Consider the following 25880-nt stretch of genomic DNA (forward strand, 5'->3'; position numbering starts at 1 on the left):
CGGACAAAGCATGGCCTTTTTGGGGTCAGGCTTCAATCCGGGCCGAATTCACAATCGGGTCACCCGATTAACAAACCATGGCAACGCACGCACTGTCGGATCGGGATAATAGCAGATCAGGGTTGGGAGCTACAGCCTGACATCGCGATATCCGCCTGCCGCAACAATGGTGCACAGGCCTGCCCACTCGCAACCCTGGCAGGCCTCACGCGTCACACCGGCTGAAAAGGCCGCGCGCAAGCTGGCCAACGTTGCCGCGTCGAGGCCGAAGCAGGAACCGGCCCGGATCGGCCGGGCCAGCAGTTTGCCGACGTCGCGTGCCGCCAGCTCGTCCCGGCCGGCGGCGCTTTCGCCCAAACAATGGGATTCGGCCTCGCCGAGCATCGGCCGGCAGATGTCGTCCGGACCGGAGACGATCAGAACATCCTCGCCCCGGCCAAGACGTTTCGCGATCGCGTCATAATTGGCGACGAAGGCTGCGCTGTACCCTTTGCCGACATAGGTCAGCAGACAAAGCAGATGATGGGAGCGCAGCCTGACGGTCATCGGGTCTCAGGACGCAGTTGCGGCCGGTTCTGCCTTGTTGCCCGAAAGCAGCTTGAGTGTCGCGGCGCCGAGCGCCGACTTCAGCAAGCCGCCGACGACGAAGGGCAGGAAGCCGAAGGTGACGGCCTGTTCGAGGCCGATCATGACGGCGAGCCAGGCGGTGCCGAGAACCAGGCAGGCAAGGTTGCCGAGGATCATGGCGGCGAAGGCCAGCATTACCCGGTTGCCGTTCCAGCCGCGCTCGGCCAGCCAGCCGACGAGCGCGCCGACAAGCGGGAAGGCGAAGAGGTAGCCGGCGGTCGGGCCGGCAAAGTGCTGGATGCCGGCGGCGCCGCCCGATAGCACCGGGAAGCCCGCTGCGCCCTCGACGAGCCATGCGGCGATGGTGATGGCGCCAAGCCGCCAGCCATAGAGCGCGCCGATCAGCGTCACCGCGAAGGTCTGCATGGTTACCGGCACCGGCACCATCGGCACTTCGATGTAGGACGACAGCGCCAGAAACAGCGTGCCCAGGACGACGGCTCCGACCTGCCAGCCAAGCGAGCGGGTCTGCAGGCGCAACGGGCTGAAGGATGGCTTGGAGGGCGAAAAGGCGATGTCGGTCATGGCGGCTTCCCTGGTTGATTGTAAATTATAGATAATTTTGTTGTTCGATCTATTATCGAATCCATATTTGCGCAGAGATGGCAACCCCTCGCCCTGAAAAAGGCTTGGAGCCGACCGAAACAGCGATGATCGTAGGTCCATTTCTCGTGCAGCTAGCCGACGATGGCAAAGGCTTCGCGCATCTTGCCTGACGCGGTCTTGACCGGCTTCTGGCCGATCCACTGCACGTGCCGGCCAAGGGTGGCGGCGGCCGATTCGATGTTGCCTTGCCTAAGCGCGCTCAGGATCGCGCGGTGGTCCTGATCGGTGCGGATTTCCCATTCCGAGCGCCAGGCGGCGAACAGGAAGCGGGCGCTTGCCGCATGCAAATCGTCGATGGTCGCGATGAGCCGCGGCATGCCGCAGGGCGCCAGGATCAGCCGGTGGAAGGTGCGGTTGGCTTCCTCCCAGGAGCGGACATCGCGGGATTTGTCGCCGGCCTTTGTGGCTTCCTCGGCAAGGTTGAGAATGGCCGCCGTCAGATGCGGCGCGGCATGGCGGAGCGCCAGAACTTCAAGTGCCGCCCGCATTTCGGCAACTTCCCTGACCTCACCGAGATCGAAAGCGGCAACGCGCACGCCTCGCCTGGGCTCGCCGATCGCCAGCCCTTGCGCCTCGAGACGCCGGAAGGCCTCGCGCACCGGGACATGGCTGGCCTGGAACTCCTCGGCGATATGATCCTGCCGCAGCCGAGCCCCCGGTTCGATCGCGCCCGATATGATGCGGTCGGCCAGCACCTTGCTGATGCGCACGGCGATGGTGTCGTCTGCGGTCTTTGCCATGTTTTATAGATAATTTGACGCACGCCGCTTTGTCGAGACGGCCGCTGTGTGATTTCGCGGCAAGCGCGCTCGACGGTCAGTTCACCCGGCTGATGCAGAAATCGATGACGTCGATCAGTGCCGATTTCTGCGGCGTCGCTTCCAGCGGCGCCAGCGCGTCGCGGGCGATCTCGCCAAAATGGCGGGCGCGGCCGATGGTGTCGGCAATGGCGCCATGGCGGGTCATCAGGCCGATCGCCTTTTCCAGCCCGGCATCGTCGGTGACATTGTCCTCGATGGCGCGCTTCCAGAAGGTGCGTTCGGCCTTGGTGCCGCGCCGGTAGGCGAGGATGACCGGCAGCGTCACCTTGCCCTCGCGGAAATCGTCGCCGACATTTTTGCCCAGCTCCTGGCTGGAGCCACCATAATCCAGCGCGTCGTCGATAAGCTGGAAGGCAAGGCCGAGATTCATACCGTAGGAGCGCAATGCGGCGCGATCGTTGCGCGTCGCCAGCGCGATGACCGGACCAACCTCGGCGGCGGCCGAAAACAGCGCCGCGGTCTTGGCCTTGATGACGGCGAAATGCTCGTCCTCGGTGGTATCCAGGTTCTTGGCGGCGGCAAGCTGCATCACCTCGCCCTCGGCGATGATCGAGGCGGCGCTGGACAGGATGTCGAGCGCTTCCAGCGAGCCGACATCGACCATCATGCGAAACGCCTGGCCGAGCAGGAAATCGCCGACCAGCACGCTCGCCTGGTTGCCCCAGATCATGCGCGCGGTCTTCTTGCCGCGGCGCATGCCGCTCTCGTCGACGACATCGTCGTGGAGCAGCGTGGCGGTGTGCATGAATTCAACCGAGGTGGCGAGCTTGACGTGGCCCTCGCCGGAATAGCCGAACATCTGGGCGGCGGCGAGCGTCAGCATTGGCCTGAGCCTCTTGCCGCCCGACGAGATCAGATGGTTGGCGACCTCCGGGATCATCTCGACGTCGGAGCCGGCCTTGGACAGGATCAATTCGTTGACGCGGCCCATATCGGCGGATGTCAGGTCGATGAGATCCTTGATAGAAGCAGGTTCCCGCTTCCCGTTTTCGATGTTGAGAACGACACCCACCAACAAACACTCCCGTCTTGATCACGCGTGCGACGGCACCCTGGTCCCGCCACAGACTCTAGGGCGGCACATACGGGCACGGCAAGAGGCGAATTGGCGCGGCTTTGGTGACGGCATGTCAGCCCTTAGAGCCGCTCTACGCTTTTCGGCACCATGCCTCCAGCGTTTACATCAACGATACAACCTGCGAACTTCGTCCGATGATAGAACTCATCCGCACCAACGATGCCGTGATCATCTCTTTTGTCGAATCGCTGATGCGCGATGCCGGCATCGTCTTTTTCGTCGCCGACCAGAATATGAGTATTCTCGAAGGGTCGATCGGTCTTTTGCAAAAGCGCGTCATGGTCGATGCCGACCAGGCCGATCAGGCGCGGCGCATCCTGACCGACGCCGGGATTGCCAACGAAATCCGCCGAAAATAATGGCCGTGCCCGGCGCCGCCCCTGTCACCGATACGCCGGCCCACACGGTCGATGCCTTCCATCGCGGCCGCTTCTGGCTGGTGCAGCCCGCGACCGGCCACCGCGCCGGCATGGACGCCATGATGCTGGCAGCGGCTGTACCGTCAACCTTTGCCGGGCGGCTTGCCGATTTCGGCGCCGGCGCGGGTGCGGCGGGCCTGGCGGTCCTGTCGCGCTGCCCAGAGGCGCAGGTCGTGCTTGTCGAACGCTCGACCGAGATGGCAGGTTTCGCGGCAACCACGCTCGCCCATCCCGGCAATGCGCATCTCGGCAACCGCGCTTCTGTGCTGACAGCCGACGTTACACTGTCGGGCCGGGCGCGCACGCAGGCCGGCCTTGCCGATAATTCCTTCGACTTCGTCATCATGAACCCGCCCTTCAACGCCACCGAGGACCGAGCCACACCTGACCCGCTGCGCCGGCAAGCGCATGTCATGGAGGACGGGTTGTTCGAAAGCTGGATCCGAAGTGCGGCCGCCGTCGCCAAGCCGCGCGGCGGCCTGGTCGTCATCGCGCGGCCTGAACAGCTCCGCGATCTCCTCGATGCCTTGTCCGGCCGCTTCGGCGACACCGAGATGCTGGCCGTCCATCCACGCCCGCAAGCAGCCGCAATCCGCATTGTCGTGCGGGCGTCGCTCGGCGCGCGTGGAAAATTGTCGATCCGCCCGCCGCTGATGCTGCATGCCGAGACGGGCGATGGCCCGTCGGAGCGGACCGAGATGATCAACAACGGACTGGCGTCGCTGTTCGGCGATTGATTTTGGGCTGCCGGCGTGTCGCGAGCTACTGCACGCGACATGCATTCGCCCAAAACCGCGGCATTGCCGTTGGCCAGCAAATCCCTACATGCGTTGAAGCCACTGGAGACAGCCATATCGTGAAACGCCTTTTCAACCGCCTGCTGCCGAAATCCTGGCGTTCCAACGTCGTCACCATTCCGGTCATCAGGCTGCACGGCGCCATCATGGCCGGCGGCGGCCAGTTCCGGCCGACCCTGTCGCTCGCCTCCACGGCCGCTCTCATCGAAAAGGCATTCCTGTTCGACGCGCCGGCTGTCGCCATCTCCATCAATTCGCCGGGCGGTTCGCCGGTGCAGTCGCGGCTGATCTTCAAGCGCATCCGCGATCTCGCGGTCGAGAAGAACAAGAAGGTGCTGGTCTTCGTCGAGGATGTAGCGGCCTCGGGCGGCTACATGATCGCGGTTGCCGGCGACGAGATCTTTGCCGATCCATCCTCTATCGTCGGTTCGATCGGCGTGGTCTCTGCGTCGTTCGGTTTTCCCGAGCTGATGAAGAAGATCGGCGTTGAGCGCCGCGTCCACACCGCAGGCCAGAACAAGGCGGTGCTCGACCCGTTCAAGCCGGAGAAGAAGGACGACGTCGAGCGCCTGAAGGCGCTTCAGCTCGAGGTGCACGAGACATTCATCGACCTGGTCAAGGAGCGTCGCGGCTCGAAGCTGAAGGACGATCCGGACCTGTTCACCGGCCTGTTCTGGACCGGCAAGAAAGGGCTGGAGCTTGGCCTCGTCGATGCATTGAGCGACATGCGCACGGTGCTGAAGACCCGGTTCGGCGCGAAAACCCAGCTCAGGCTGGTCACCGCGCCGCGTGGCCTTTTCGGCCGCATCGGCTTGTTCGGCTCGAACTTTTCGGCGCCCGATATTGCTGCCGCCGCCGCCAGCGGCGTGATCGATGCGGCGGAAGAACGCGCAGTGTGGGCGCGCTTCGGGCTTTGAAAAACCAGGGAAAGCGTCTAGCATAACAATCTGTCTGACCCGACCCGGCCGCCTTTGCCGCCTTGCGAGGGAGGAGTTTTGAGATGCCGCAGATCATTTTCTTCGCAGTCGTCGGCGCCGCCGCTTATTTCGGCTACCGCACCTTCATCCGCGAAGCCGAGCGCGTGACCGCCAAGGTGCGGCGCACCGAAAAGCAGGCGGCCAACGGCACCAACGGCACGCTGGTCCAGGATCCGAAGACCGGCGAATACCGCCTGGCCAAGGACTGAGCATCATCCCGCTTGCAGCCGACACTGTGGATGCCGCAGCCCGGACATGGCTTGCGCCTGCCAAGATAAATCTGGCGCTGCATGTCACCGACAGGCGTGCCGACGGCTATCATCTACTTGAAAGCCTGGCCGTTTTCACTCGCTTCGGCGACAGGGTCGAGATCGAGCCTGCCGAGGCCGACCAATTCTCCGTGTCGGGCCGTTACGCGACGTCTGTGCCTATCGACGACAGCAATCTGGTGGTGAAGGCGCGCGAGGCGCTTCGCCGCGAAGCCGGCAAGCAGAGCACGCCGGTTGCCATCCGGCTGGAAAAGAACCTGCCGGTCGCCTCCGGCGTCGGCGGCGGTTCGAGCGATGCGGCGGGGGTGCTGCGCGGCCTTGTCCAGACCTGGGGTCTCGACGTCGGCGAAGCCGAACTGGCGCGGATTGGCCTCACGCTCGGTGCCGATGTGCCGATGTGTCTTGCGGCAAAACCGCTGGTCGCGCGCGGCGTTGGTGACGAGCTGTCGCTGCTGCCGGATTTTCCCGCACTCGCCTTGGTGCTGGTCAATCCCGGCGTCGCCGTCTCAACGCAGGACGTGTTCAACGCACTCGAGAAGCGCGACAACGAACCGCTGCCGCCGCTGCCTCGCAGCTTCGACTTCCATAGCGTCCGCAACTGGCTGGAGATCACCCGCAACGATCTTGAGGCACCGGCGCAGGCGATACAGCCACCCATCGGCAGGGCGCTTTCGCTGCTGAACAGAGCCGGGTCGGGCTTTTCGCGCATGTCGGGGTCCGGCGCGACATGCTTCGGGCTGTTCGAGACCGGCAATGTCGCCAAGCGCGCGGCGGCCGAGATCCGCAGCCGCGAACCGGACTGGTTTGTCGCGGCGACACGAAGCATCGCTTCGGAGGGAACCGATGGCCAGAATTGACGAGAGCCGCCCGTTCATTCCGGTGCGCATCGCGGTGCTTACGGTGTCCGATACGCGCAGCCTCGCCGACGACAAATCCGGCCAGACGCTGGCCGACCGCATCACCGAGGCCGGCCATATTCTGGCTGCCCGCGACATCGTCACCGACGACCGTGAGAAAATCCGCGCCAAGGTGCTGGGCTGGTCGCGCGACAAGGATATCGATGTCGTCATCACCACCGGTGGCACCGGGTTCACCGGCCGCGACGTGACGCCGGAGGCGCTGGAGCCGATCTTCGAAAAGCGCATGGATGGCTTTTCCGAAGTGTTTCATCGCATTTCCTACGACAAGATCGGGACGTCGACGGTGCAGAGCCGGGCGACCGGCGGCGTCGTCAACGCCACCTTCGTCTTCGTGCTTCCGGGTTCGCCCGGCGCCTGCAAGGATGCCTGGGACGGCATTTTGAAGCCACAGCTCGACTATCGCCACATGCCCTGCAACTTCGTCGAGATCATGCCGCGCCTGGACGAGCATTTACGGCGCGGCAAGGCCGGCTCGTAAACCAAGTGCCGGTCGCGCGCCGCCTATCTCAGGCCGAATGACGCCTGGACTTCTCGAAGGGTCATTTCCTGCAGGTCGCCAGGCGGGTAATCTGTCGCCAGGGTGCTTGAGACGGAAAGATGCCATGCGTGCGTACCGCGGCGGTTGCCATTGCGGCAACATCCACCTGACGTTTGAAACCGGGATCGACCCATCGCAGATGGAGATCCGCGCCTGCCAATGCGCGTTCTGCGTCCGGCATGGCTCGCGCGCTGCCGCCGATCCGCAGGGCCGATTGATCGTCACAGTCGAGACCGAGGCGCGGTTGCACCGATACCGGTTCGGATTGCGCACCGCCGACTATCTCATCTGCCGGGACTGCGGCGTCTATGTCGCGGCGGTGACCACCGATGGCGGCGACCCGAGGGCGATCGTCATCGTCAACGCGTTGGACGAACGGCCGCGGTTCAGCCGCGAGCCGGTCGCCATGGATTACGATGCCGAGAGCCGCGAGGGCCGCATGGCCCGGCGGCAGGCGCGTTGGATGCCGGTCGAGATCCGGATCAGCGGATGACCGGTTCGCCGTGGAAGCGGCGGCGCGAGGGCGGCGACACGCCGAAGCCGACTTCCATCATCAGCCGCGGCGTGAGTGACGGCACGGTGCCCATATGGAAGCCGAACGGATCTTCGACAAAGCCGAGACCTGCCTCGCCGGTCAACGTGACCGGGCTGTCGTCGCCATAGACCTTGAGCACCTCTTGCGCCGGATGGCCGACGAGCAGCGTCAGCTGGTGCTTGAGGCTGCGCCGCCTGTGGCTGCCTTTGACATAGACATGCGGACCAGTGCCGGCATCGCAGGGTTTCAGATAGAAGAAAAATTTCAGCATCCGCCAATCGTCGAGATCGAAATGGTATTTGCCGAGCGAGGCGAGGTTCTTGTCGGCATCGGAGGCCTCGCCGGTCGGAAAACTCCACCAGACGCGCGTCGTGATCAGCTTTGCCTGCCCGCCCAGATAGTGCTGGGCGATGTCGTGCAGCAGCGGATCGTTCTGGATCGCGAGTGCCGCGTTGCAGCCGAGGATGCGCTCGAAATAATGGCCACTGAGCAGGGAGCGGCCGAAACGCTTCTCGGCCTCGGCATGATCCCAGGGCATGAATTCGAGCCGGCGGTCGAAATTGCCGAAACACGGCGTGCTCTGTGCAAAGCTGGCGATCTCTTCATGGATTACCTGCGGCAGCACCAGGCCAGAGAACAACCCATCGGTACGCAGCGTTTCGACAATCGATTTGAGATCCACGCCTCTGAACATCGTAGCCCCGGCATTTTGCGCCGGGCGAGCGGCTTTGGCGCCCAGCCAGTGCAGCCTGCGCGCCGGCATGGTGCGGGCCAGCATGAACATCGGCAGCCAGGCCGGGTTCTCGCGCAGGTCGGACAGGTAGGTCGGAATGCGCGCGGCGATGCGGCGGAACAGGCTTCCGTTGCGGGCAATGGCCTCGAGGCTGGCGGTGCCGGATTTGTCAGGGGCGGAAAGGTTCATCAGGGTCCTCAGGTATGAGCGCGGCACCGACGAAATGTCGGCTGCTCACCGCCCAAGCATTACCCAAACCCAATTGTCCCGCATCAGGGGAATGTTATCCCCGCGTCAACTTTTGTGCAATGCACAATAACGACGAGCTAAAATAACAAGTTTGACATCGATCTCGCCCGCCGACGCGGGAGGACAAGACATCACTTGGCCGGAGCCAACCAGATTTCGGCGTCGAGCCGCCTGGTGGCGAGACCGCGCGCGAGGGCTTCGGCGCTGTGCGCGCTCTTCGACAGGGAAGCGGCCTGCCGCTTGCTGATGACCAGTCCGTCGGCCAGCGCTCGGTTTCCCTGGAACATCCGCGCCAGGAACGGCGTGCGGCTGCCGCGGGCGCGGGAAAAGCGCGCCGGCATGGTTTGCCGCGCCGTATGGGCGACAACGTCGTCGATCCAGCCCTCGACAAGCCGTGCGCCCGGTTCCAGCAACATCAGCCAGTCGCCCTTGGCCTGCCTGATCCCGGCGGCAATGCCGCCGGCGACGAAGTGGCAACCGGCATGATCGGCGACACGATGCGTCTGATCGGTCGAGCCGGTGTCGCAGACGATGACGTCGCGCACCACGCCCTCGACCGCGCCGCCGATCAGCGAGGCGAGCGTGCGGGCAAGGCCCTCTTCGTCATCATGGGTTTCGATGAGAACGCTGAGCATTTCAGCGCAATAGCGGAAAGCCTCGCGAAGCGCCAGTTTGGCATCGCGTGGCAAAAAAGTTCTTGCTTTGTTCTCCTCGGCAAAATAGGATTATTTTCATGAACAGAACGATTCGACAGCCAGCCGACAGTCCCTGGGAGAGGGCGAAAATGGAACATATCGTGCGTGCGGACATTGCAGCCTTCGGAGCAGGACGTGCCGAGATGGCCAATGCGATGATCGAACAGAGCGGCATGCGCGTCCGTCCGGACCGCAACCGCGGCCGTTCTGCCGGGATCAACCCGTCCGGCCGGTTCGAACCGGTCAGCCGGCATGTGTTCGACGATGGCTGGAATTCGCTGGAGGAACTGCCGCCGTTCAAGACCGAGGTTCAGGTCGAGAAGCCGCGCACGATCATCACCCGCAACGAATCGCCCGACATCTCCTTCGACCGCTCGATCAATCCGTATCGCGGCTGCGAGCATGGCTGCGTCTATTGTTTCGCCCGACCGACGCATTCCTTCATGGGCCTGTCGCCGGGGCTGGATTTCGAATCGAAGCTGTTTGCCAAGCCTGATGCGGCGCGGCTGCTCGACAAGGAACTGTCGAAGGACGGCTATCAGCCGCGTACCATCGCCATCGGCACCAACACCGATCCCTACCAGCCGATCGAAAAGCAGTACCGGATCATGCGCGAAATCCTCGAAGTGCTGGAGGCGCGCGGCCATCCGGTCGGCATCGTCACCAAATCCCATCTGGTGACGCGCGACATCGACATATTGTCGCGCATGGCCGAACGGGGCCTGGCCAAGGTGGCGCTGTCGGTGACGACGATGGACCGCATGCTTGCCAGAACCATGGAGCCGCGCGCATCGACGCCGACCAAGCGGCTGGAGGCAATAAGGCAACTTTCGGATGCCGGCATCCCGGCGTCGGTGATGGTGGCGCCGATCATCCCCGGGCTGACCGACCAGGAGATGGAGCGCATCCTCGATTCGGCGCGCGCTGCCGGCGCACGTGAAGCCGGTTATGTCATCCTGCGCCTGCCGCTGGAAGTGGCGCCGATATTCAAGGACTGGCTGCTGCGCCACTATCCTGATCGCTACCGGCATGTGATGTCGTTGATCCGTTCGATGCGCGATGGCAAGGATTACGATTCGGAATGGGGTAAGCGCATGAAAGGCGCCGGACCCTATGCCTGGCAGATCGGCCGACGCTTCGAGATCACCGCCAAGCGGCTCGGCCTCAACGCCGAACGGCGGACGCTGAGGACCGACCAGTTCGTCGCCGCCGCCAATGCGACCGAGCAGCTGATGTTGCTCTGAAGATACTTCTCCTGCCCGCCGTCTTCGGCCGGGCAGGAAACAAGAATCCCGTCCGGCCTGTCCCCCGGCCTGCAGACGGTGCCCTCCCGGTCTTGCCCCATTCGACCCTGGAGGGACTTGCGGAGAATCGGAGCCGATGCGAACCTCGCCGCACCATGGCTCGCGCGCGTTCCGATTCTCCGCTTCTTTTCGAAATCGTAGAGAAGCCCGACTTCTCCTTCGAGACGAAGGCGATGGCTGAAGGTCTGTGGCCGGTGGCGGGCATGGACGAGGCCGGCCGCGGTCCGCTGGCCGGGCCTGTGGTTGCGGCAGCCGTGATCCTCGACCCCGCCAACATTCCCGACGGGCTCGACGATTCCAAGCGGCTCAACCATTTGCAGCGCGAGGCGCTGTTCCTGAAAATCCTCGGCTCCGCGCTCGGCGTGTCGATGGCCTCGGTGAGCGCCGAAGGCATTGACGGCAGCAATATCCTCAAGGCCAGCCTGGAGGCGATGCGCCGCGCCCTTGCCGGCCTGCCCATCCAGGCAAAGCTGGCACTGGCCGATGGCCGCGACGTGCCGCCGGGTCTCCTCTGCGAAGGCCGCGCCTTGGTCAAGGGCGACCAGCGCTCGCAGTCGATCGCCGCCGCGTCGATTGTCGCCAAGGTGATGCGCGACCGCATGATGTGCGGCTGCGGCAGCCACCACGAGCGCTACGGGTTCGAGGTCCATATGGGCTACGCCACGGTCCGCCATCGTACCGCAATCGAGGCGCATGGGCCGGTGGCAAGGCTGCACCGCGCCTCATTTGCGCCGTTCCGGCTGGGCGGCGTTGAGATGGCCGAGGAGGAAGAGAGTTTCGTAGGCCTCGATTAATCTCCCCTTGAGGGGGAGATGGCCGGCAGGCAGAGGGAGTCGGTCCGACTGGACGCGACTTCCTTACTGCAGATGGAGGTTTGCGCTCCACGCGAGACGACCCCCTCTGTCGCCTTCGGCGACATCTCCCCCTCAAGGGGGGAGATTATCCGCGCCTCCTTCGCAAACAAAAAAAGCCGCCAGGTTGCCCGGGCGGCTTGATGTCTGCGACTGAAACAATCGCTCAGTTGAGCTTGGCCTTCACATCCTGCAACGCGGACTTGAAAAAATCCGCGCCGGCCTTGGCGTCGACCTTGGCCGCCAGCAGCGTGCGGGCTGCCTCCACGGCGATGTCAACGGCGCTGGCGCGCACCTCAGCGACCGCTTCGCGCTCGGCTTGGCCGATCTTCTGCTCGGCAAGCGCCGTGCGGCGGGTGACATAGTCCTCGGTTTTCTTGTGCGCTTCGGCGGCAAGCATCTCTGCCTCGCGCTTGGCAGCGGCGACAATTGCGGCGGCCTCCTGCTCGGCTTCCTTGCGCTTCTTCTGATATTGGCCGAGCAACTGCTGGGCCTCGTCGCGCAGCTTGCGGGCTTCATCGAGCTCGTTGCTGATCTTGGCGGCACGGGCGTCAAGCGCCTTGGCGATCACCCCCGGTACCTTGATGTAGACGGCTACGCCGAGGAAAATGACAAGGGCGACGGTGGCCCAAAGTGTAGCGAGCGATGTGGCGTCCATGATGTGCTCCTCAGCGGGCCACGGATTTGACGGCAGCCGCGATCTCGGCCTTGCTGGCCTTGCCGCCGACAAGCGCGTCGACGATTGCCGAAGCGGTGTCCTCGGCGATCGTGCCGACTTCCTTCATGGCCTTGGCCTTGATGGAAGCGATGCTGGCCTCGGCCTCGCCGAGCTTCTTGTCGAGCGCGGCCTCGACCTTCTTGCGGGCGGCCTCGGCTTCGGCCTTGGCCGCGTCGTTGGCCTGCTGGCCGATCGCGTTGGCGTTCGCCTTGGCTTGCGCCAGTTCCTGCTCGTAAGCAGCAACGGCAGCGTCAGCCTCGCCCTTCAGCTTTGCGGCCTGGTCGAGATCCTGCGTAATGCGATCGCTACGCACGTCGATAATGCCACCAAGGCGCGGCATCACCACCTTCTTCAGGAACAGGTAGAACAGCCCGAACGTGATCGCCAGCCACAGAAGCTGCGACGGGAACGTCGCCGGATCGAATGGCGGGAACGCGCCGTGCGCCTCGGCGGGCACGCCGGTGCCGGAATGCGTGTCGCCTTCCGTACCGGTGTTGGCGCCTTCGGTGGCGGGTGCGGACTCTTGCGCAAAGGCAGATGTCACGAACATGGACTATCCCCTGATATCAGGCATGGCCGCAGGAATGCGGCCAGCCAATTCTTCCCAATGCCTGTCCGACCAATAGCTGGCCGAAACAGGGCTCAGCCGAACAGGGCGAGAAGCGCGATGAGAAGCGAGAAAATGCCCAGAGCTTCGGTCACGGCGAAGCCGAAAATCAGGCGGCCGAACTGGCCATCGGCTGCCGACGGATTGCGCAGGGCGCCAGCCAGGTAGCTGCCGAAGATGTTGCCGAGGCCAATGCCCGCGCCGCCCATGCCCAGGCAAGCGATACCGGCGCCGATGTACTTTGCTGCTTCTGCGTCCATTTTAAAACTCCTTTGGATCTGTAATTCCGTTGCAATTCCATCCGGCGACCGATGCCGGAAACTCTTGGCCAGTGCCCGGGCGTCAGTGCCCGGGGTGCAGGGCGTCGTTCAGGTACATGCAGGTCAGCACGGCAAAGACGTAGGCCTGCAGGAAGGCGACCAGCAATTCCAGGGCGGTCAGTGCGACTGCCATGGCCAGCGGCAGCACCGAACCGGCGACGCCGACGGCGCCCAGCGCGCTCAGGCTGACGACGAAGCCCGAAAACACCTTCAGCGTGATGTGGCCGGCCAGCATGTTGGCGAACAGACGAACCGAGAGGCTGACCGGGCGCGACACGAAGGAAATCACTTCGATCAGCACCACCAGCGGCAGCAGGAAAACCGGAACGCCATGCGGCACGAACAGCTTCAGGAAGCCCAGACCGTGCTTCATGAAACCGTAGACAACCACGGTTCCGATCACCAGGGCTGCGAGGCCGAAGGTGACGATGATGTGGCTGGTGACGGTAAAGAAGTAGGGGAAAAGACCAAGCAGGTTGGCGACAAGAACGAACATGAACAGCGAGAACACGAAGGGGAAGAACTTCATGCCCTGCGTTCCCGCGGCGTCGCGCAGCATGTTGGAAACGAACTCATAGCCCATTTCCGAAACCGATTGCAGGCGCCCAGGAATAAGGCTGCGGCTCGAGGTCGAGAGGTAAAGAAACGCCGATGCGACGAGCACGGTCGCGACCATGAACAGAGCCGAATTGGTAAAGGACAGGTCATAGCCGCCGATGTTGATCGGAATCAGCTTGACGATATGGAACTGGTGGATCGGATCGACCTTGTCAGCAGCCATTTACATCCCCGTCAAAGCCACGAACGGCTTTAAGTGTTCTTGTGCGCCATTGGCGGCGCCAGTTCATTCTTTCGGATCGCGCGACTTCTCGCTTTTTCCGAATTCCGCCACAACCCCCGCCGAACGCAGGACATTGAGCACGCCGGCGCCAAAGCCCAGCAGCAAGCCGACGATCAGACCCCATGGCGAGGTTCCCGCCACGCGATCCAGAAACCAGCCAAGGCCCACACCCACAACTATCCCGGCGATGAACTCGCTGGACAGCTTGAGCGCCTGGCCATATCCGGCCGTCGCTTTCGCGCCGTCATTCCCCTCTAGCCGATCCGGCCGTCTTGTCGCAAGCGATGCTCCAAGCTCGCGCCGACGGCGCTCGAGGTCTTCATCGCGGATGTCGGGTTCGTGCTTGCTGCCGCGGCCGGTTTCTCCGGTTCCGTCTGGCCCGTTCTTGTCGGCCATCGTAACCCCCCTGCCCGGTCAGACCGTCACCGTCCGTCCGCTTCTAAAGTCGCCGGCAACATAGTTAGAGGGTTTGCGCCCGTCAAGCCACGGGCGGACCTTCAAAGCCATGTATTTTTTCTATTGAAATCAACCACTTGGAGAGGTGCGACATCGTGCCCGGCGCTATGGGGTCGGCACATGCCCCGAATCCATCCGGCGACCGGTGTCCGATTTCGGCGCCCTGGGGCTTTTGCGGCCCGTAACAGACGGCAGTCCGAAGGCCTCAGCTCCAGCCGCCGCCATAGGTGCGGTAGAAGATGTGCAAGCCGATCTTGGTCATCTTCTGCATGGTGCGGGCCCAACCCGGATGGACATAGTTGGCGTAGTAATGGGTCGATGAGCCGACTTCCGGAATGAAGATCTTGCCGGCGGTGACGGCCATGGCGACATCCTGCGCGGTCTTGTAGTGGTCGGGGCTCTCGATGCGCTTCTTGCGGCCGTCGCAGGCGAACGAGAACTGGCAGCGGTTCAGCCAGTTGTCGTTCTGGTAGACGACGCCGCAGATCGAGTTCGGATAGGCCGGGTTGCGGACGCGGTTTAGGATGACCTGGGCGACGGCGGCCTGGCCGCGCACGGATTCGCCGCGCGCCTCGAAATAGATGCCGTTGGCAAGGCAGGCCTGCTCCTTCCTGGAGAAGACGCTGGCCGGCAGCGGGTTCTGGATCCACGAGTGGTCGCCCTTGGCCATCGGCGGAATGAAGCGCCCATCGTTCGGCTCTTCGTCCTGCAGCAACGCCTCGAAGGGCGAGGCCTTGGCGTAGTCGGGTTCGGCCTGGGCATAGGCAGTGGCAAGAATGTCCGCCTTGTCATTGTTGACGAGGGCGATCAGCGCTGCCGGTACGCCGGGCTCGGGCTTCTTGTCCACACTGATATGGAAGGCCTGGGCGATCTGGATTTCCTTGCCCTTGATGCCGGGCTTGGCGAAGGCCAGTTTCAGGCCGCTATCCATGCTCGGCCGCAGCAGCGAGGAGGTGCGCTGGAAAATAGAGCCGGCATTGAAGTTCCTGGGCGGCGCCACCGGCGAGACCTGGATGATGCGGCCCTTCTTGTCGGAGCGCATTATGCGGTCCTCGTCGGGCGTAACGCCGGCGACATTGCCCTTGCCGCGAAACGAGACCTTGCCGACCCCGGGCAGGCGCACGCCCGAGCCCGAAAGCGAACCGGTGGTGACGGAATCGATGAAAGGCATTTCGGCTGCATGGACCGATCCGGCGACGGAGCGCTCGACATAAGAGTTCCAGCGGCTGCCCGACGCTTCGAGGCCGGAAATCAGGCTGCCCATGTCCTGGTAGGCAGTGACGGTCGGGAAGCCGATCCAGATGCCGAGCCCGATGACCAATGGCGATACGAAGGAACGTTTTTTCTCACTGGCGGCGGCGGCCAGCCGCTTCAAGACACGTCGATGCACGGGGGAACTCTCCAGAAACGCCACTGAGCCACTGGAGAGCCAAAGTGAAGCATTAACCTTGATGCGGGGTTAACGGCATCGATGGTGTCTTTTCGAACCGGCCCGAAACGGGACGCCTTTTGCGGGCCGGCCAAACCGTCAGTTCGGCCGTAGCAGGATCGGCCAGGCGATGAGCGCACAGAGCGCCCCGACCAGCCACACACCTGGCCACGACCAGATGAGCAGCAATGCCGGTATGGCCGTCGGCACCACGAAGAAGCCGATGAAGACGAAGCTGTTGGCGAGGCCGAGCGCGGTTCCGGCGCGGCTGGCGCCGGCAAGCGTGGCAAGCTCGGTGTAGGCGACGCCATGCCAGGCCGAGACCGAAATGCCGGCAACGACCAGCAGCACGGCGATTGCCGGCATCAGCGCGGTGTGCGGGGCCGGCATGGCGGCGGCCGCCAGGACCAGCAGGCCGAGAGCCGCGAAGCCAAACGCGCTCGTCATGCTGCAGAAACGCAGGAACCAGCGGCGGTTGCCGTGGCGGTCGGTGAAGCGGCCGCTCCAGACGCGCATCACCATGGCGCCGGTCTGGACGGCGGCAAGGCTGGCGCTGATCGTGAGCGTGCCCATGCCGGCGAAATCGTGCAGGAAGACGGAAGCGAAGGTGAGCACGGCGACCTGCGGAAAGCAGAGCAGGCCGATGGCGGTGGCGATGCGCCAGACCTCGACATTGCGCAGCGGCGCCGGACCTGCTGGCTTTGCCACGGCCGCGCTGCCGGCATCATCCAGGTCCGGCGGCTGGTGCGGCCAGCGCCAGGCAAACAGCGCCGAGACGGCATTCACAATTGCCAGCAGTCCGAAGACCGCCGCAAAGCCAAACGCCGACGCCAGCGATGGCAGGACCAGCGCGCCGAGCCCGCCGCCAAGCGGCACCGCCGTCTGCCTGATGCTCATGGCAAAGCCACGCTCGCCCTCATGGAACCAGGCCATGATGGCGCGGCCGCTGGAGCCGTTGACGCTGCCGCCGAGCAGGCCAGTGACCAGAAGGCACGCGGCCAGCACCGCAACGCCGGGCACATAAGTCGCCGACGGCACGATGAATACCGTCATGAGCACGAGCCACGCCGCCGTCGCGCCGAGGCCGGTCAACAGCACGCCGCGATCGCCCCAGCGGTCGGTGAGCAGACCCCAGGGCAGTTCGCTCAAGGCAACCCCTAACCCGAGAAGGCCGAGGGCCAGGCCTAGATTGCCGTTGGAGAGCTGATAGCCCGAACGCAGAAAAACCGCCGCCGCCGGTATGCCGGCGAAGGTGGCGGAGAAACTGGCATTGGCGGCAACGCCGATGCCAAGCACCTTCCAGCGATGATTGGCGCGAAATCGTTCAGCCTTCGAAGTGGCGGTGACGGCGGCTCGACCAGCCCGGCCTGGCTCACAATTTGCGTCGGCAATCGACATGGCGGAACTCCTGTTATGGCCCTTCCGGACCTTGACGCCCCGTCTCTACCGCCATAACTTCATCCTGAATATCGGGAAGTTTTTGACAATTGTTCCCGAAAATCAGGATTGTTGTGATGCGACGCATAACCTTCGACCTCGATGTCCTCAGAAGCTTCGTCACCGGCATGGAGTTGGGCAGCTTCGCCAAGGCCGCCGACCGGCTTGGACGCTCGACCTCGGCGGTCAGCGCGCAACTGAAAAAGCTGGAGGAGCAGGCGGCGACGCCGATCTTCCGCAAGTCGGGACGCGGCCTGGCGCTGACCGAAGCCGGCGAGACCATGCTGGGCTATGCGCGGCGGCTGCTCGAACTCAATGACGAGGCGGCCTCCGCCATCCATGATGTCGAGCTGGAAGGCTGGGTCAGGCTCGGCCTGCAGGAGGATTTCGGCGAGGCGGTGTTGCCGGAGGTGCTCGGGCGCTTCGCCCGGGCGCACCCCAAGGTCAAGATCGAGGCCAGGATCGGGCGCAGCTATGAACTTGCCGAGCGGATCACATCAGGCAATCTCGACATTGCGCTGGCCTGGGACAGCGGCCAGGCGCTGCCTTACGTCAGGCATGTCGGCGATGCGCAGTTGCGCTGGATCGGCCCGGCAAAGGCGATCGAGACCAGCCTGCGCGAGGGCGAGGCGCTGCCGCTGGTAGCGCTGGAAGCGCCCTGTCTGTTGCGCACGGTGACGACGGAAACGCTCGACCGCGCCGGCCTGCCGTGGCGGATGGTCTTCTCGAGCCCAAGCCTTGGCGGCATTTGGGCGGCTGTGGCGGCAGGCTTGGGACTGACGATCCGCACCGATGTCGGCCTGCCGGCCAATGTCAGGGCGATGGCGCCGCAGGTGCTGGGTTTGCCCGCGCTGCCGAAGCTGGCGTTGGTGCTGCACCAGAAGGATGCAGAACTGGAGCCGGTGCCGGCGCGGTTGGCGGATATATTGCTTCAGGCGGCGGTGGGAGCGCTGCAGGCATTGCCGGGTGCGCGGGAGAATGAGGGGCTGAGAGCGGTTGCTTAGGCAGCCGGAACAGGTATCCAGCGTCGCGTTCCGTCACACCCCCCTCTGCCCTACCGGGCATCTCCCCCGCAAGGGGGGAGATTGGATGTCGCCTTCGCTTTCGCCAAACGCTGACGTTGCAAAACAAGCGCCGTTGGTAAAGCTGCTGATCTCCCTCCTTGCGGGGGAGATGGCCGGCAGGCCAGAGGGGGGTGCTGTCCCGCCAACTTTGCAAAGGAACCTTCGGGCAAGGCGCACCGGGCCTGCCTCCTCAGCTGCGCTTCTTCGCCCTGCCCGCGAACGGATTGTCCGAAGTTCGCAGCGCAATCCTGATCGGCACGCCGGGCATGTCGAAGGCCTCGCGCAGGCTGTTGGAGAGATAGCGGACATAGGATTGCGGCATCGCATCGGGCCGCGAGCACTGGACGACAAAGCCAGGCGGCCGGGTCTTGGCCTGGGTGACATATTTGACTTTCAGGCGGCGGCCGGCGACGGCGGGCGGCGGGTGATGCGCCAATATGCTTTCCAGCCAGCGATTGAGCTTGCCGGTGGAAACACGGCTGTTCCAGACCTTGTGCGTCTTGATTACGGCATCCATCAGCTTGTCGAGGCCGCGGCCCGTCTCGGCGGAAACCGTCACCGCCTGGATGCCGCGCACCTGAGGCAGCAGCCGTCCGGTCTTTTCGCGCAACTCGGCCAGCAGTTCCTGCGGATTGTCGATCAGGTCCCATTTGTTGAAGGCGATGACCGGTGCCCTGCCCTCCCTGATGATCAGGTCGGCGATCTGCAGATCCTGCTTCTCGAAGGGAATGGTGGCGTCGAGCACTATGATGACGATCTCGGCAAAGCGAATGGCGCGCAGGCCGTCCTGCACCGACATCACTTCCAGCTTCTCGTGGATCCTGGCCTTGCGGCGCATGCCGGCAGTGTCGAACAGCTTCAGCCGCCGGCCATGCCAGTCCCAGTCGACGGAGATGGAATCGCGGGTGATGCCGGCTTCCGGGCCGGTCAACAGCCGCTCCTCGCCGATCAGTGCGTTGATCAGCGTCGACTTGCCGGCATTGGGGCGGCCGACCACGGCGATGCGCATCGGCTTGGTGTCGTCATAGGTTGCTTCAGCATCCGGATCGGTGATGTCCTCGCCGATCAGCACTTCGCTGGCGGCGATGTCGTCGGCCTCGTCTTCTTCCTCGCCGAAGGCGCGCTCCTCGCCAAGAGCGGCGATCACTGCGTCGCGCAGGTCGGGCAAGCCCTGGCCGTGCTCGGCCGAGACCGGGATCGGTTCGCCGAGGCCAAGCTCCCAGGCCTCCAGCATGCCACCCTGGGCGCCCTTGGCCTCGGCCTTGTTGGCGACAAGCACCACCGGCTTGCCGGACTTGCGCACGATTTCGGCAAAGGTGCGGTCGTCGGGCAGCAGGCCTGACTTGGCGTCGATGGTAAAGAAGATCAGGTCGGCTTCGCGGATGGCGATCTCGGTCTGCGCGCGCATGCGGCCGGGCAGCGTCGAGGCGGCCGCATCCTCGAAGCCGGCGGTATCTATGACGTCGAAATGCAGGTCGTAGAGTTTGGCCGCGTGGACGCGACGGTCGCGGGTGACGCCGGGCGTATCGTCGACAAGCGCCAGCTTCCTTCCGACCAGCCGGTTGAAAAGCGTCGATTTGCCGACATTGGGACGGCCGATAATGGCGACTTTGAAGCTCATCCGGCCCTCGTCATCCATGTCGCCCAAAACCGCAGCGCATTTTGGGCGGCGCGTATCATGAGGCGCCAGAGCCGCGGATCAGTTCCGACATCAGGGTCGCCCGCTGGCGCGCATTGCGCGGGGCGCCGTCATCGGCGGCGATCTGGTCGAAGAGTTTCAGCGCATCCTGGGTCTTGCCTTCCTTCCAGGCGGCAAGGCCGAGCGCTTCGCGCGCCGTGTGGCGCAGCGTGTTGTTGTCTGCGGTCAGCGCCTCGACGCGGCTGGAGACGTCGGCGAAAGAGCCGTGGTCGACCAGCAGCAGGGCGGCCCGCAGGCGCGCCATGTCGCGAATGCCCTGGGGAATAGCGGTGTCGGCGGCGACGCCATCGAAATCCGCGACGGCAGCAGTAAAGTCGCCCTTGTCGGCCTTGACGGTTGCCGCGCGCATGCGGGCGAGCAGCGGATAGGCGCCGTAGCCGTCCTTCTCAAGCTGCTGAAGTGCTGTCAGCGCATCGTCGGCCTTGCCGTCATTGGCAAGCTTCAGCGCCTGCGAGAAGGCATCGCCCGAGCGGTTGGCTCGGGTCTCGTCCCAATAGCGGTAGCCGACGAAGGCGGCGGTGCCGAGGACCACCAGGATGGCGATGCCAAGGATCGCCGGGCCGAAACGGTCCCACAGCGCCTGCGCCTGCTCGCGACGGATCTCTTCGTTGACTTCGCGGATAAAACTGTCGTCGGACATCAATCAAAACCATTGCTGCCCCACCAGGGGCGCTTCTTGAGCCCCGCGTTTTAGCGAAATTTTGTCGGCATGGAAGGGGCTGGCCAGGAAAATCGGCTAGTCACGGGGAAGCCGACCTGGAGCCTGTTCCTTCCCGACGGGGTCGGGATGGGGCTCCCTCTTTGTCTTTCAGCATGATCTTTTCCGAAAACCGGTCTCCACTTTTCGGGATCATGCTCTGTACGCCGACCGCACCCACGCCACATTTAGCCGGTAGCCGGCCTGGACCGCCTCCAGATCAAGCCCAGATTGCCGATGCCTCTTCTGTCCCGTGTTGTCGCGTTTTCCACAGCCGTGCTTGCCACGGCGGGCGCTGCTTTCGCCGACCCGCCGGCTGCACCTGCCCCGGCCAAGCCGAAGCAAATCGTCATCATCTCCTTCGACAGCGCCCGCGAGATTTCGCAATGGCAGCGCAGCCGGGCGCTGGCCAAGCGCACCGGCGCGCATTTCACCTACTTTCTGTCCTGCGTCTTCCTGCTGTCTCAGCAGACGCGCGCCGATTACACCGCGCCGGCCAAGTCCGCGGGCAAATCCAACATCGGCTTTGCCACCTCGAAACAGGAGGTCGCGGACCGCCTCGAACAGATTGGCCTCGCGGCCGCGGAGGGTCATGACATCGCCAGCCATGGCTGCGGCCATTTCGACGGCAAGGACTGGAGCAAGGCCGACTGGCTGAAGGAATTCGCCTCGTTCGCGCGCATTCTGGAGAACGCCTATTCGATCAACGGCATTACGCGCGAGCCCGCCGGCTGGCGCGACATTGCCCATGCCGTGACCGGTTTTCGCGCGCCCTATCTGTCGACCAGCAAAGGGCTCTATCAGGCCCTGCCTCAAGCCGGCTATCGCTATGATGCCAGCGGCGTCTCAAGCGGTCCGGTCGAGCCGCCGACCAGTGGCGGCCTCACCCGCTTTTCGCTGCCGCAGATCCCGGAAGGCCCAAGCGGCAGACCGGTGATCGCGATGGATTATAATCTCTATGTCCGCCATTCCGGCGGCTTCGAGCGGCCGAGCCAGGCCGCTGAATTCAGCGATCGGACCTACCAGGCGTTCCACGCCGCCTTTAACAGGCAATATCACGGCAAGCGGCTCCCGCTGGAGCTCGGCTTCCATTTCACGCTGATGAATGACGGCGCCTACTGGAACGCGCTGGAGCGCTTCGCCGGCGAGACATGCGTGAAGGCCGACGTCGAATGCATCAGTTTTCGCGATTATGTTGCGCGGCAGCGTAGCGGCGACAAGCAGGCGGCGGTGGGCGGCTGAGCCGCCCACTTCGTTGCACCCCAACTCAGGCCGGATCGGGTTCCTTTGCCTGGCGCTCGAGATAGCGTCGGTCGATGTCCGGCAACGGCTCGCCCTCTAGTGTCGCTTCGAAGGCGCGCAGACGCTTGTGCACTGACTGCAACTCGACGATGGTCGACCAGGAATTTAACAGGAATTGTAGCGAGTTCGTCACTTTGCCGAAGGCGTTCAATATCTGGTTCATTGCGCCGAGAGTGATCCTATGCGCCACGAAGGACGGACCCAAAATAAAGAACGAAAAAATATTATCGGCTTGCAAATATGTATATCTTACAACGTTAAAGTATATGTAATGAAAATATAGCCGGAAGTAATTCTTGCGTACATTGCTGAACAATTCAGCGGCGGTGCTCGGTTGCGCCCGATCAGCGTGATCCTCGCCGTAGACTAATTCTTTTCGATAGGCGGCCTCGACCCTCTGGTTGCGGAACTGAAGACCCGGCAGCTTCAGGCCGGCGACCATCACCGAAACTGTGCCGAACAAGCACCATCCGAGTGCGGCAATTACGAGGGGTTGGGGAACGGCGCCAATCACAGGCAATTCACTGATGTGGGATTGAAGCTGAATCATGACCGGCAGGAACGCTATAAGGGTCATGATCGATTCCACAAAGGTGGTGCCCAAATCTTCCATGATCTGCGAGAAGCGCATCGTGTCTTCTTGTATGCGCTGGGAGGCGCCCTCGATGTGGCGCAGCCTACTCCAGTTGGCCATGAAATAATTGTTCATTGCTGTGCGCCAGCGAAAGATCCAGTGGCTGACGATAAAGGCATTTATGACGCTGACATTCATGCCGATCAGCGCCAACCAAGCGAAAGTAGCCAACCTGGTGTAAAATTCTGCATTGGTCGATTCTATCGTTTTCGCCATCAGTCCCTGAATATAGTCAAAGAATGGACCATACCAGTTGTTGACGGCGACGCTGATCTGCACATTGAAATAGATGAGGAATAGGATAGAGGCCGCGACGAGGATGGACCAGTTCTGCCAAGCGTGTGGCGAATACCACCTCCAGAATGCATAGAAGGCCAGCACGCAGAAAACGAAGTAGAGATAAAACCAAAGGAACGGCTTCGACCCCAATGCGGCTATGCCGATAATGGGCGGTGCATCCGCCGCCGCTGGCGGCAGCCCGAAGACGGTGCCCAATTGCTCGCCACCAAAAAACCAGAACAGGACCGCTGCAAGGCTCCAGGCGGCGGCCGAGGTGAAAAAAAGCTTCGGCTGCGGAAAAAACGATACGAACACTGTGGCGGATTCCTCGGTCGATGCGCAAATCAGCGGCGTTGCGGTGGAGCGGGCATAAAGTCACACATTAGGTGGAAAGCAAATGCCCGTGCCCGATGCCCGGCATCGAGCAAGACCACAATCATGGCGATTTTGGCGCGGCCGACCAAGTGATCCCGGCCGAAACCAACAAAACAGCGGCAGCTACGATCGAGGCGAGGAAGAAGTTGCCCGACGCCTGCGCCAGCAGGCCGGCGACGATCGGGCCGACGATCTGGCCGATGCCGAAGGACGCGGTCATCACGGCGAAGATGCGGCGCGGCGCCCGCGGCACGAGTAGCCTTGCGGTCTGCAAGCCAAGCGCGGTGATGGCGATGAAGGTGCCTCCGAGCAGGACGCCTGCGAGCAATGGTCCGACGGTGCCACCCATGGCGACACTGGCGGTGACGCCGACCACCTCGACCAGGCAGCCCAAGGCATAGGCTGCGTAGAGTCCCATCTGCGCCGCTATCTTCTGCCAGAGCCAGACCGAGGGAAAACCGGCGAGGCCGGTGACCATCCAGACGGCGGCCTCGAAGACGCGGCCACCGCCGCCCTGGCGGACGATCGCGACCAGGAAGGTCGCCGTCACCACATAGCCGAAACCGAACAGGCCGTACGCGATGATTATCTTCATCAGCGACCGGTCCTTCGGCAGGGCCGGTTCGCGGCCGGCCGTGCCGGTGGCCGGCGCGGTGCCGCCGGCGAGCCGGGCTACGGCGGCAAGGCCGCAAGCCGAAATCACCGCCGACCAAAGCCACCCCGCCGGCCAGCCGGCATGCCCGGTGACCAGAACGGCCATCAGCGCCGAGGATGCCGCGATGCCGAGGCCAACGCCGCCGAAATGCAACGCCTGCAGGTCGCTGCGGTTGGCGGCAGTCAGATGACCGAAGACGATGCTGGCCATGAACACCATGACGAAGGCGCTGGCGAGACCGGCAAGAAAGCGGATGACGACGAAAGCCGTCATCGTATCGCTCAGCCCCATCAGCCCGGCCAGCACGGCACTGGCGGCAAGGCCGCCAAACATCAGCAGGCGTTCGCGCCCATGCGCCCACCCGCCGGCCGCCGCAAGCGCGCCGATGAGGTAGCCGAGATAGTTGGCCGACGCGATCCAGCCGGCATCGGCGGGCGACAGATGAAGCTCTTCCATCATGCCGGGCAGGATCGGCGTGTAGACGAAGCGGCCGATGCCCATGGCGACGGCCATGGCGATCATGCCGGCAAGAGCCAGGCGAAGGGGTGATGGCGCGGCGTTCATTGCAGCGCACCATAGATTTGACCGGCGTCGAAACAATCTGATTTGTGTTGGGCCAGCCGGCCACGCACGGCCAAAGCCTGCGGCTAACACTTCACCCGCAGTTGACCGCCCCGGTCTCATACGCGGTGCGGCGCGCCGTCAGCCGGAACGGTATGTCGCCGAGCTCGCGCTCCGACATGGTGTCGAGCACCGGATGCGACAGCGGATCGGCCACCCAGTTGACGACATCGCCGTCGGGACGCCGCCGCGTGTAGCCGGCGGCAAAGACTTTGAGCAATGATATGATGGTCACCATCCTCGCCTCCTCGGTCTGACTTCCCCGCTAAAATCTGCTCTGTCGGGCGGTCTTTCAATTGAGATTTCAGCCGCACCGGTTTAGAAAAACTGAAATGGCTATGCTGAACCGCGTCCATCTCAACGGCTTGCGCGCCGTCGAAACCGTCGCCCGCCTCGGCTCGCTCGCGGCAGCGGCGAGTGAGCTCAACGTTTCGGTCAGCGCCGTCAGCCAGCAGATCAACCGCACCGAAAAGCAGCTCGGACAGGCACTGTTCGATCGAACGGCAAGCGGGCTGGTGCTGACAGAATTCGGCGCAGTTTTTTCCGCCCGGCTCGGCGCCGGGTTCCGAGAGTTGGCGCAAGCGGTGGCGCTTGCCGACGAGGCGAATCAGTGCACGCTGGTGGTTTCGGTGGCGCCGGCCTTCGCCTCGAAATGGCTGTTGCCCCGGCTGTCACGTCACTTCGACCGGCATCCCAATGTGCTGCTGCGCATCGACGCGTCGGTACGGCTGGCCGATCTCGAGCGTTCCGATATCGACATTGCCATCCGGCTCGGCGACGGCAAATGGCCGGGCGGACGGGCAGAGCTGCTTCTGGCGCAGGAAGTGTTTCCGGTCTGCGCGCCTGATATCGCCAAGAAGCTGAAGTCGATCGGCGACCTCGCGCAGACCTGCGCCATCACCGACGAGCGGGCGATGATCACCTGGGAAAGCTGGTTTGCGGCTGCCGCGGTCGAGCCGGTCACCTTCCGCAAGGGCGCGCGCTTCACCGACCCGATGCTGTGCCTGGAATCGGCGATCGCCGGCCACGGCGTCATGCTCGGCTGGCAATTGCTGGCCGCCGATGCGCTGGCCGACGGCCGCCTGGTCGCGCCTTTCGGTGTGCGGGCACAGAGCGGTCTGGGCTACTGGCTGGTGACCTCGGCCACCAAGACCGAAAGCCGCAAGGTCCGCGATTTCAAGATCTGGATCCGCGAAGAGATCGCGGCGACCGTGGAGCAATTCAGGTCGCTCGATAGCGCTGCGTAAACGCCGGCTGTCGCGACGATGCTGGAAAGCACAGCCGCGCCGATCTATGTTGGAAGCATCACCCCCAGACCAAGGCAGGC

General features: G+C 63.7%; 30 protein-coding genes. 12 read left to right on the top strand and 18 right to left on the bottom strand.

Going from position 1 to position 25880, the window contains the following annotated elements; genetic code table 11:
• Positions 1 to 129 precede the first annotated feature (129 nt).
• The 4 genes from ACWGTI_RS08545 to ACWGTI_RS08560 all read right to left on the bottom strand — a co-directional run bounded on the left by ACWGTI_RS08545 (position 130) and on the right by ACWGTI_RS08560 (position 3066).
• Positions 130 to 546, bottom strand: coding sequence for a DUF1284 domain-containing protein (locus tag ACWGTI_RS08545; RefSeq protein ID WP_454586697.1), 417 nt, complete (start codon positions 544 to 546; stop codon positions 130 to 132).
• A 6-nt stretch (positions 547 to 552) separates the two neighbouring features.
• Positions 553 to 1152: a biotin transporter BioY gene (locus ACWGTI_RS08550; RefSeq protein ID WP_454586698.1), complete on the bottom strand. Its 600-nt coding sequence runs from the start codon at positions 1150 to 1152 to the stop codon at positions 553 to 555.
• A gap of 152 nt (positions 1153 to 1304) precedes the next feature.
• Positions 1305 to 1973, bottom strand: coding sequence for a GntR family transcriptional regulator (locus ACWGTI_RS08555; RefSeq protein ID WP_454586699.1), 669 nt, complete (start codon positions 1971 to 1973; stop codon positions 1305 to 1307).
• A 76-nt stretch (positions 1974 to 2049) separates the two neighbouring features.
• The gene (locus tag ACWGTI_RS08560) at positions 2050 to 3066 is read right to left on the bottom strand and encodes a polyprenyl synthetase family protein (protein WP_454573971.1); all 1017 of its coding nucleotides are present in this window, start codon (positions 3064 to 3066) and stop codon (positions 2050 to 2052) included.
• A gap of 200 nt (positions 3067 to 3266) precedes the next feature.
• On the opposite strand from ACWGTI_RS08560, the gene ACWGTI_RS08565 reads away from it, so the two are divergent.
• The 7 genes from ACWGTI_RS08565 (at position 3267) to ACWGTI_RS08595 (ending at position 7545) form a co-directional block, all read left to right on the top strand.
• Positions 3267 to 3491: a putative signal transducing protein gene (locus tag ACWGTI_RS08565; protein ID WP_454573744.1), complete on the top strand. Its 225-nt coding sequence runs from the start codon at positions 3267 to 3269 to the stop codon at positions 3489 to 3491.
• Positions 3491 to 4288, top strand: a complete 798-nt coding sequence (locus ACWGTI_RS08570) for a tRNA1(Val) (adenine(37)-N6)-methyltransferase (protein ID WP_454586700.1) — start codon at positions 3491 to 3493, stop codon at positions 4286 to 4288. The genes ACWGTI_RS08565 and ACWGTI_RS08570 overlap by 1 nt, the downstream gene beginning before the upstream one ends.
• Positions 4289 to 4407: 119 nt before the next feature.
• Complete coding sequence (locus tag ACWGTI_RS08575) at positions 4408 to 5265, top strand: S49 family peptidase (RefSeq protein WP_454586701.1); 858 nt, start codon at positions 4408 to 4410, stop codon at positions 5263 to 5265.
• A gap of 83 nt (positions 5266 to 5348) precedes the next feature.
• Complete coding sequence (locus tag ACWGTI_RS08580) at positions 5349 to 5534, top strand: hypothetical protein (RefSeq protein WP_454586702.1); 186 nt, start codon at positions 5349 to 5351, stop codon at positions 5532 to 5534.
• A 26-nt stretch (positions 5535 to 5560) separates the two neighbouring features.
• Entirely contained in the window at positions 5561 to 6451 is an 891-nt protein-coding gene (locus ACWGTI_RS08585) for a 4-(cytidine 5'-diphospho)-2-C-methyl-D-erythritol kinase (RefSeq protein ID WP_454586703.1), read from the top strand.
• Complete coding sequence (moaB, locus tag ACWGTI_RS08590) at positions 6438 to 6992, top strand: molybdenum cofactor biosynthesis protein B (protein WP_454586704.1); 555 nt, start codon at positions 6438 to 6440, stop codon at positions 6990 to 6992. Before ACWGTI_RS08585 ends, moaB begins: the two co-directional genes overlap by 14 nt.
• 124 nt (positions 6993 to 7116) lie before the next feature.
• On the top strand, positions 7117 to 7545 hold the full coding sequence (locus ACWGTI_RS08595; RefSeq protein WP_454586705.1) for a GFA family protein: 429 nt from the start codon (positions 7117 to 7119) through the stop codon (positions 7543 to 7545).
• On the opposite strand, the gene ACWGTI_RS08600 is transcribed toward ACWGTI_RS08595, so the two are convergent.
• Complete coding sequence (locus ACWGTI_RS08600) at positions 7535 to 8509, bottom strand: hypothetical protein (RefSeq protein ID WP_454586706.1); 975 nt, start codon at positions 8507 to 8509, stop codon at positions 7535 to 7537. The genes ACWGTI_RS08595 and ACWGTI_RS08600 overlap by 11 nt on opposite strands.
• Before the next feature lie 191 nt (positions 8510 to 8700).
• Positions 8701 to 9204: a glycosyltransferase gene (locus tag ACWGTI_RS08605; protein WP_454586911.1), complete on the bottom strand. Its 504-nt coding sequence runs from the start codon at positions 9202 to 9204 to the stop codon at positions 8701 to 8703.
• Between the two features lie 149 nt (positions 9205 to 9353).
• Between ACWGTI_RS08605 and ACWGTI_RS08610 the strand changes: the two genes are divergently transcribed.
• Together ACWGTI_RS08610 and ACWGTI_RS08615 are read left to right on the top strand one after the other, a co-directional pair.
• Positions 9354 to 10508 carry a PA0069 family radical SAM protein gene (locus tag ACWGTI_RS08610; protein ID WP_352584514.1) on the top strand — a complete coding sequence of 385 codons (1155 nt, stop codon included), beginning with the start codon at positions 9354 to 9356 and terminating at the stop codon, positions 10506 to 10508.
• Between the two features lie 155 nt (positions 10509 to 10663).
• Positions 10664 to 11362 carry a ribonuclease HII gene (locus ACWGTI_RS08615; RefSeq protein ID WP_454586707.1) on the top strand — a complete coding sequence of 233 codons (699 nt, stop codon included), beginning with the start codon at positions 10664 to 10666 and terminating at the stop codon, positions 11360 to 11362.
• A 223-nt stretch (positions 11363 to 11585) separates the two neighbouring features.
• On the opposite strand, the gene ACWGTI_RS08620 is transcribed toward ACWGTI_RS08615, so the two are convergent.
• The 7 genes from ACWGTI_RS08620 to ACWGTI_RS08650 all read right to left on the bottom strand — a co-directional run bounded on the left by ACWGTI_RS08620 (position 11586) and on the right by ACWGTI_RS08650 (position 17188).
• Positions 11586 to 12077, bottom strand: a complete 492-nt coding sequence (locus ACWGTI_RS08620; protein ID WP_454573734.1) for a F0F1 ATP synthase subunit B — start codon at positions 12075 to 12077, stop codon at positions 11586 to 11588.
• 10 nt (positions 12078 to 12087) lie between these two features.
• The gene (locus tag ACWGTI_RS08625) at positions 12088 to 12687 is read right to left on the bottom strand and encodes a F0F1 ATP synthase subunit B (RefSeq protein ID WP_454586708.1); all 600 of its coding nucleotides are present in this window, start codon (positions 12685 to 12687) and stop codon (positions 12088 to 12090) included.
• A gap of 92 nt (positions 12688 to 12779) precedes the next feature.
• On the bottom strand, positions 12780 to 13004 hold the full coding sequence (locus ACWGTI_RS08630) for a F0F1 ATP synthase subunit C (RefSeq protein ID WP_006206606.1): 225 nt from the start codon (positions 13002 to 13004) through the stop codon (positions 12780 to 12782).
• An 82-nt stretch (positions 13005 to 13086) separates the two neighbouring features.
• Complete coding sequence (locus tag ACWGTI_RS08635) at positions 13087 to 13845, bottom strand: F0F1 ATP synthase subunit A (RefSeq protein WP_454573732.1); 759 nt, start codon at positions 13843 to 13845, stop codon at positions 13087 to 13089.
• Positions 13846 to 13908: 63 nt separating this feature from the next.
• Complete coding sequence (locus ACWGTI_RS08640) at positions 13909 to 14301, bottom strand: AtpZ/AtpI family protein (RefSeq protein WP_454586709.1); 393 nt, start codon at positions 14299 to 14301, stop codon at positions 13909 to 13911.
• Between the two features lie 265 nt (positions 14302 to 14566).
• Positions 14567 to 15751: a cell wall hydrolase gene (locus ACWGTI_RS08645; protein ID WP_454586710.1), complete on the bottom strand. Its 1185-nt coding sequence runs from the start codon at positions 15749 to 15751 to the stop codon at positions 14567 to 14569.
• A gap of 138 nt (positions 15752 to 15889) precedes the next feature.
• Positions 15890 to 17188, bottom strand: a complete 1299-nt coding sequence (locus tag ACWGTI_RS08650; protein ID WP_454586711.1) for an MFS transporter — start codon at positions 17186 to 17188, stop codon at positions 15890 to 15892.
• A 116-nt stretch (positions 17189 to 17304) separates the two neighbouring features.
• Here ACWGTI_RS08650 and ACWGTI_RS08655 point away from each other — a divergent pair, with 116 nt between their 5' ends.
• Positions 17305 to 18231: a LysR substrate-binding domain-containing protein gene (locus tag ACWGTI_RS08655; RefSeq protein ID WP_454586712.1), complete on the top strand. Its 927-nt coding sequence runs from the start codon at positions 17305 to 17307 to the stop codon at positions 18229 to 18231.
• A gap of 250 nt (positions 18232 to 18481) precedes the next feature.
• Here ACWGTI_RS08655 and der read toward each other — a convergent pair whose 3' ends face one another.
• Both der and ACWGTI_RS08665 read right to left on the bottom strand, forming a co-directional pair.
• Positions 18482 to 19912, bottom strand: coding sequence for a ribosome biogenesis GTPase Der (gene der, locus ACWGTI_RS08660; RefSeq protein ID WP_454586713.1), 1431 nt, complete (start codon positions 19910 to 19912; stop codon positions 18482 to 18484).
• A gap of 55 nt (positions 19913 to 19967) precedes the next feature.
• The gene (locus tag ACWGTI_RS08665) at positions 19968 to 20630 is read right to left on the bottom strand and encodes a tetratricopeptide repeat protein (RefSeq protein ID WP_454586714.1); all 663 of its coding nucleotides are present in this window, start codon (positions 20628 to 20630) and stop codon (positions 19968 to 19970) included.
• Between the two features lie 294 nt (positions 20631 to 20924).
• Between ACWGTI_RS08665 and ACWGTI_RS08670 the strand changes: the two genes are divergently transcribed.
• On the top strand, positions 20925 to 21929 hold the full coding sequence (locus ACWGTI_RS08670; RefSeq protein ID WP_454586715.1) for a polysaccharide deacetylase family protein: 1005 nt from the start codon (positions 20925 to 20927) through the stop codon (positions 21927 to 21929).
• 25 nt (positions 21930 to 21954) lie between these two features.
• On the opposite strand, the gene sbmA is transcribed toward ACWGTI_RS08670, so the two are convergent.
• The 3 genes from sbmA to ACWGTI_RS08685 all read right to left on the bottom strand — a co-directional run bounded on the left by sbmA (position 21955) and on the right by ACWGTI_RS08685 (position 24791).
• Entirely contained in the window at positions 21955 to 23217 is a 1263-nt protein-coding gene (gene sbmA / locus ACWGTI_RS08675) for a peptide antibiotic transporter SbmA (RefSeq protein WP_454586716.1), read from the bottom strand.
• Between the two features lie 121 nt (positions 23218 to 23338).
• Positions 23339 to 24496: a YbfB/YjiJ family MFS transporter gene (locus ACWGTI_RS08680; protein ID WP_454586717.1), complete on the bottom strand. Its 1158-nt coding sequence runs from the start codon at positions 24494 to 24496 to the stop codon at positions 23339 to 23341.
• Between the two features lie 91 nt (positions 24497 to 24587).
• On the bottom strand, positions 24588 to 24791 hold the full coding sequence (locus tag ACWGTI_RS08685) for a hypothetical protein (protein ID WP_454586718.1): 204 nt from the start codon (positions 24789 to 24791) through the stop codon (positions 24588 to 24590).
• A 94-nt stretch (positions 24792 to 24885) separates the two neighbouring features.
• On the opposite strand from ACWGTI_RS08685, the gene ACWGTI_RS08690 reads away from it, so the two are divergent.
• Positions 24886 to 25800 carry a LysR substrate-binding domain-containing protein gene (locus ACWGTI_RS08690; protein ID WP_454586719.1) on the top strand — a complete coding sequence of 305 codons (915 nt, stop codon included), beginning with the start codon at positions 24886 to 24888 and terminating at the stop codon, positions 25798 to 25800.
• The last annotated feature ends 80 nt before the right edge of the window (positions 25801 to 25880 follow it).

This window comes from Mesorhizobium sp. ArgA1 (assembly GCF_053714375.1).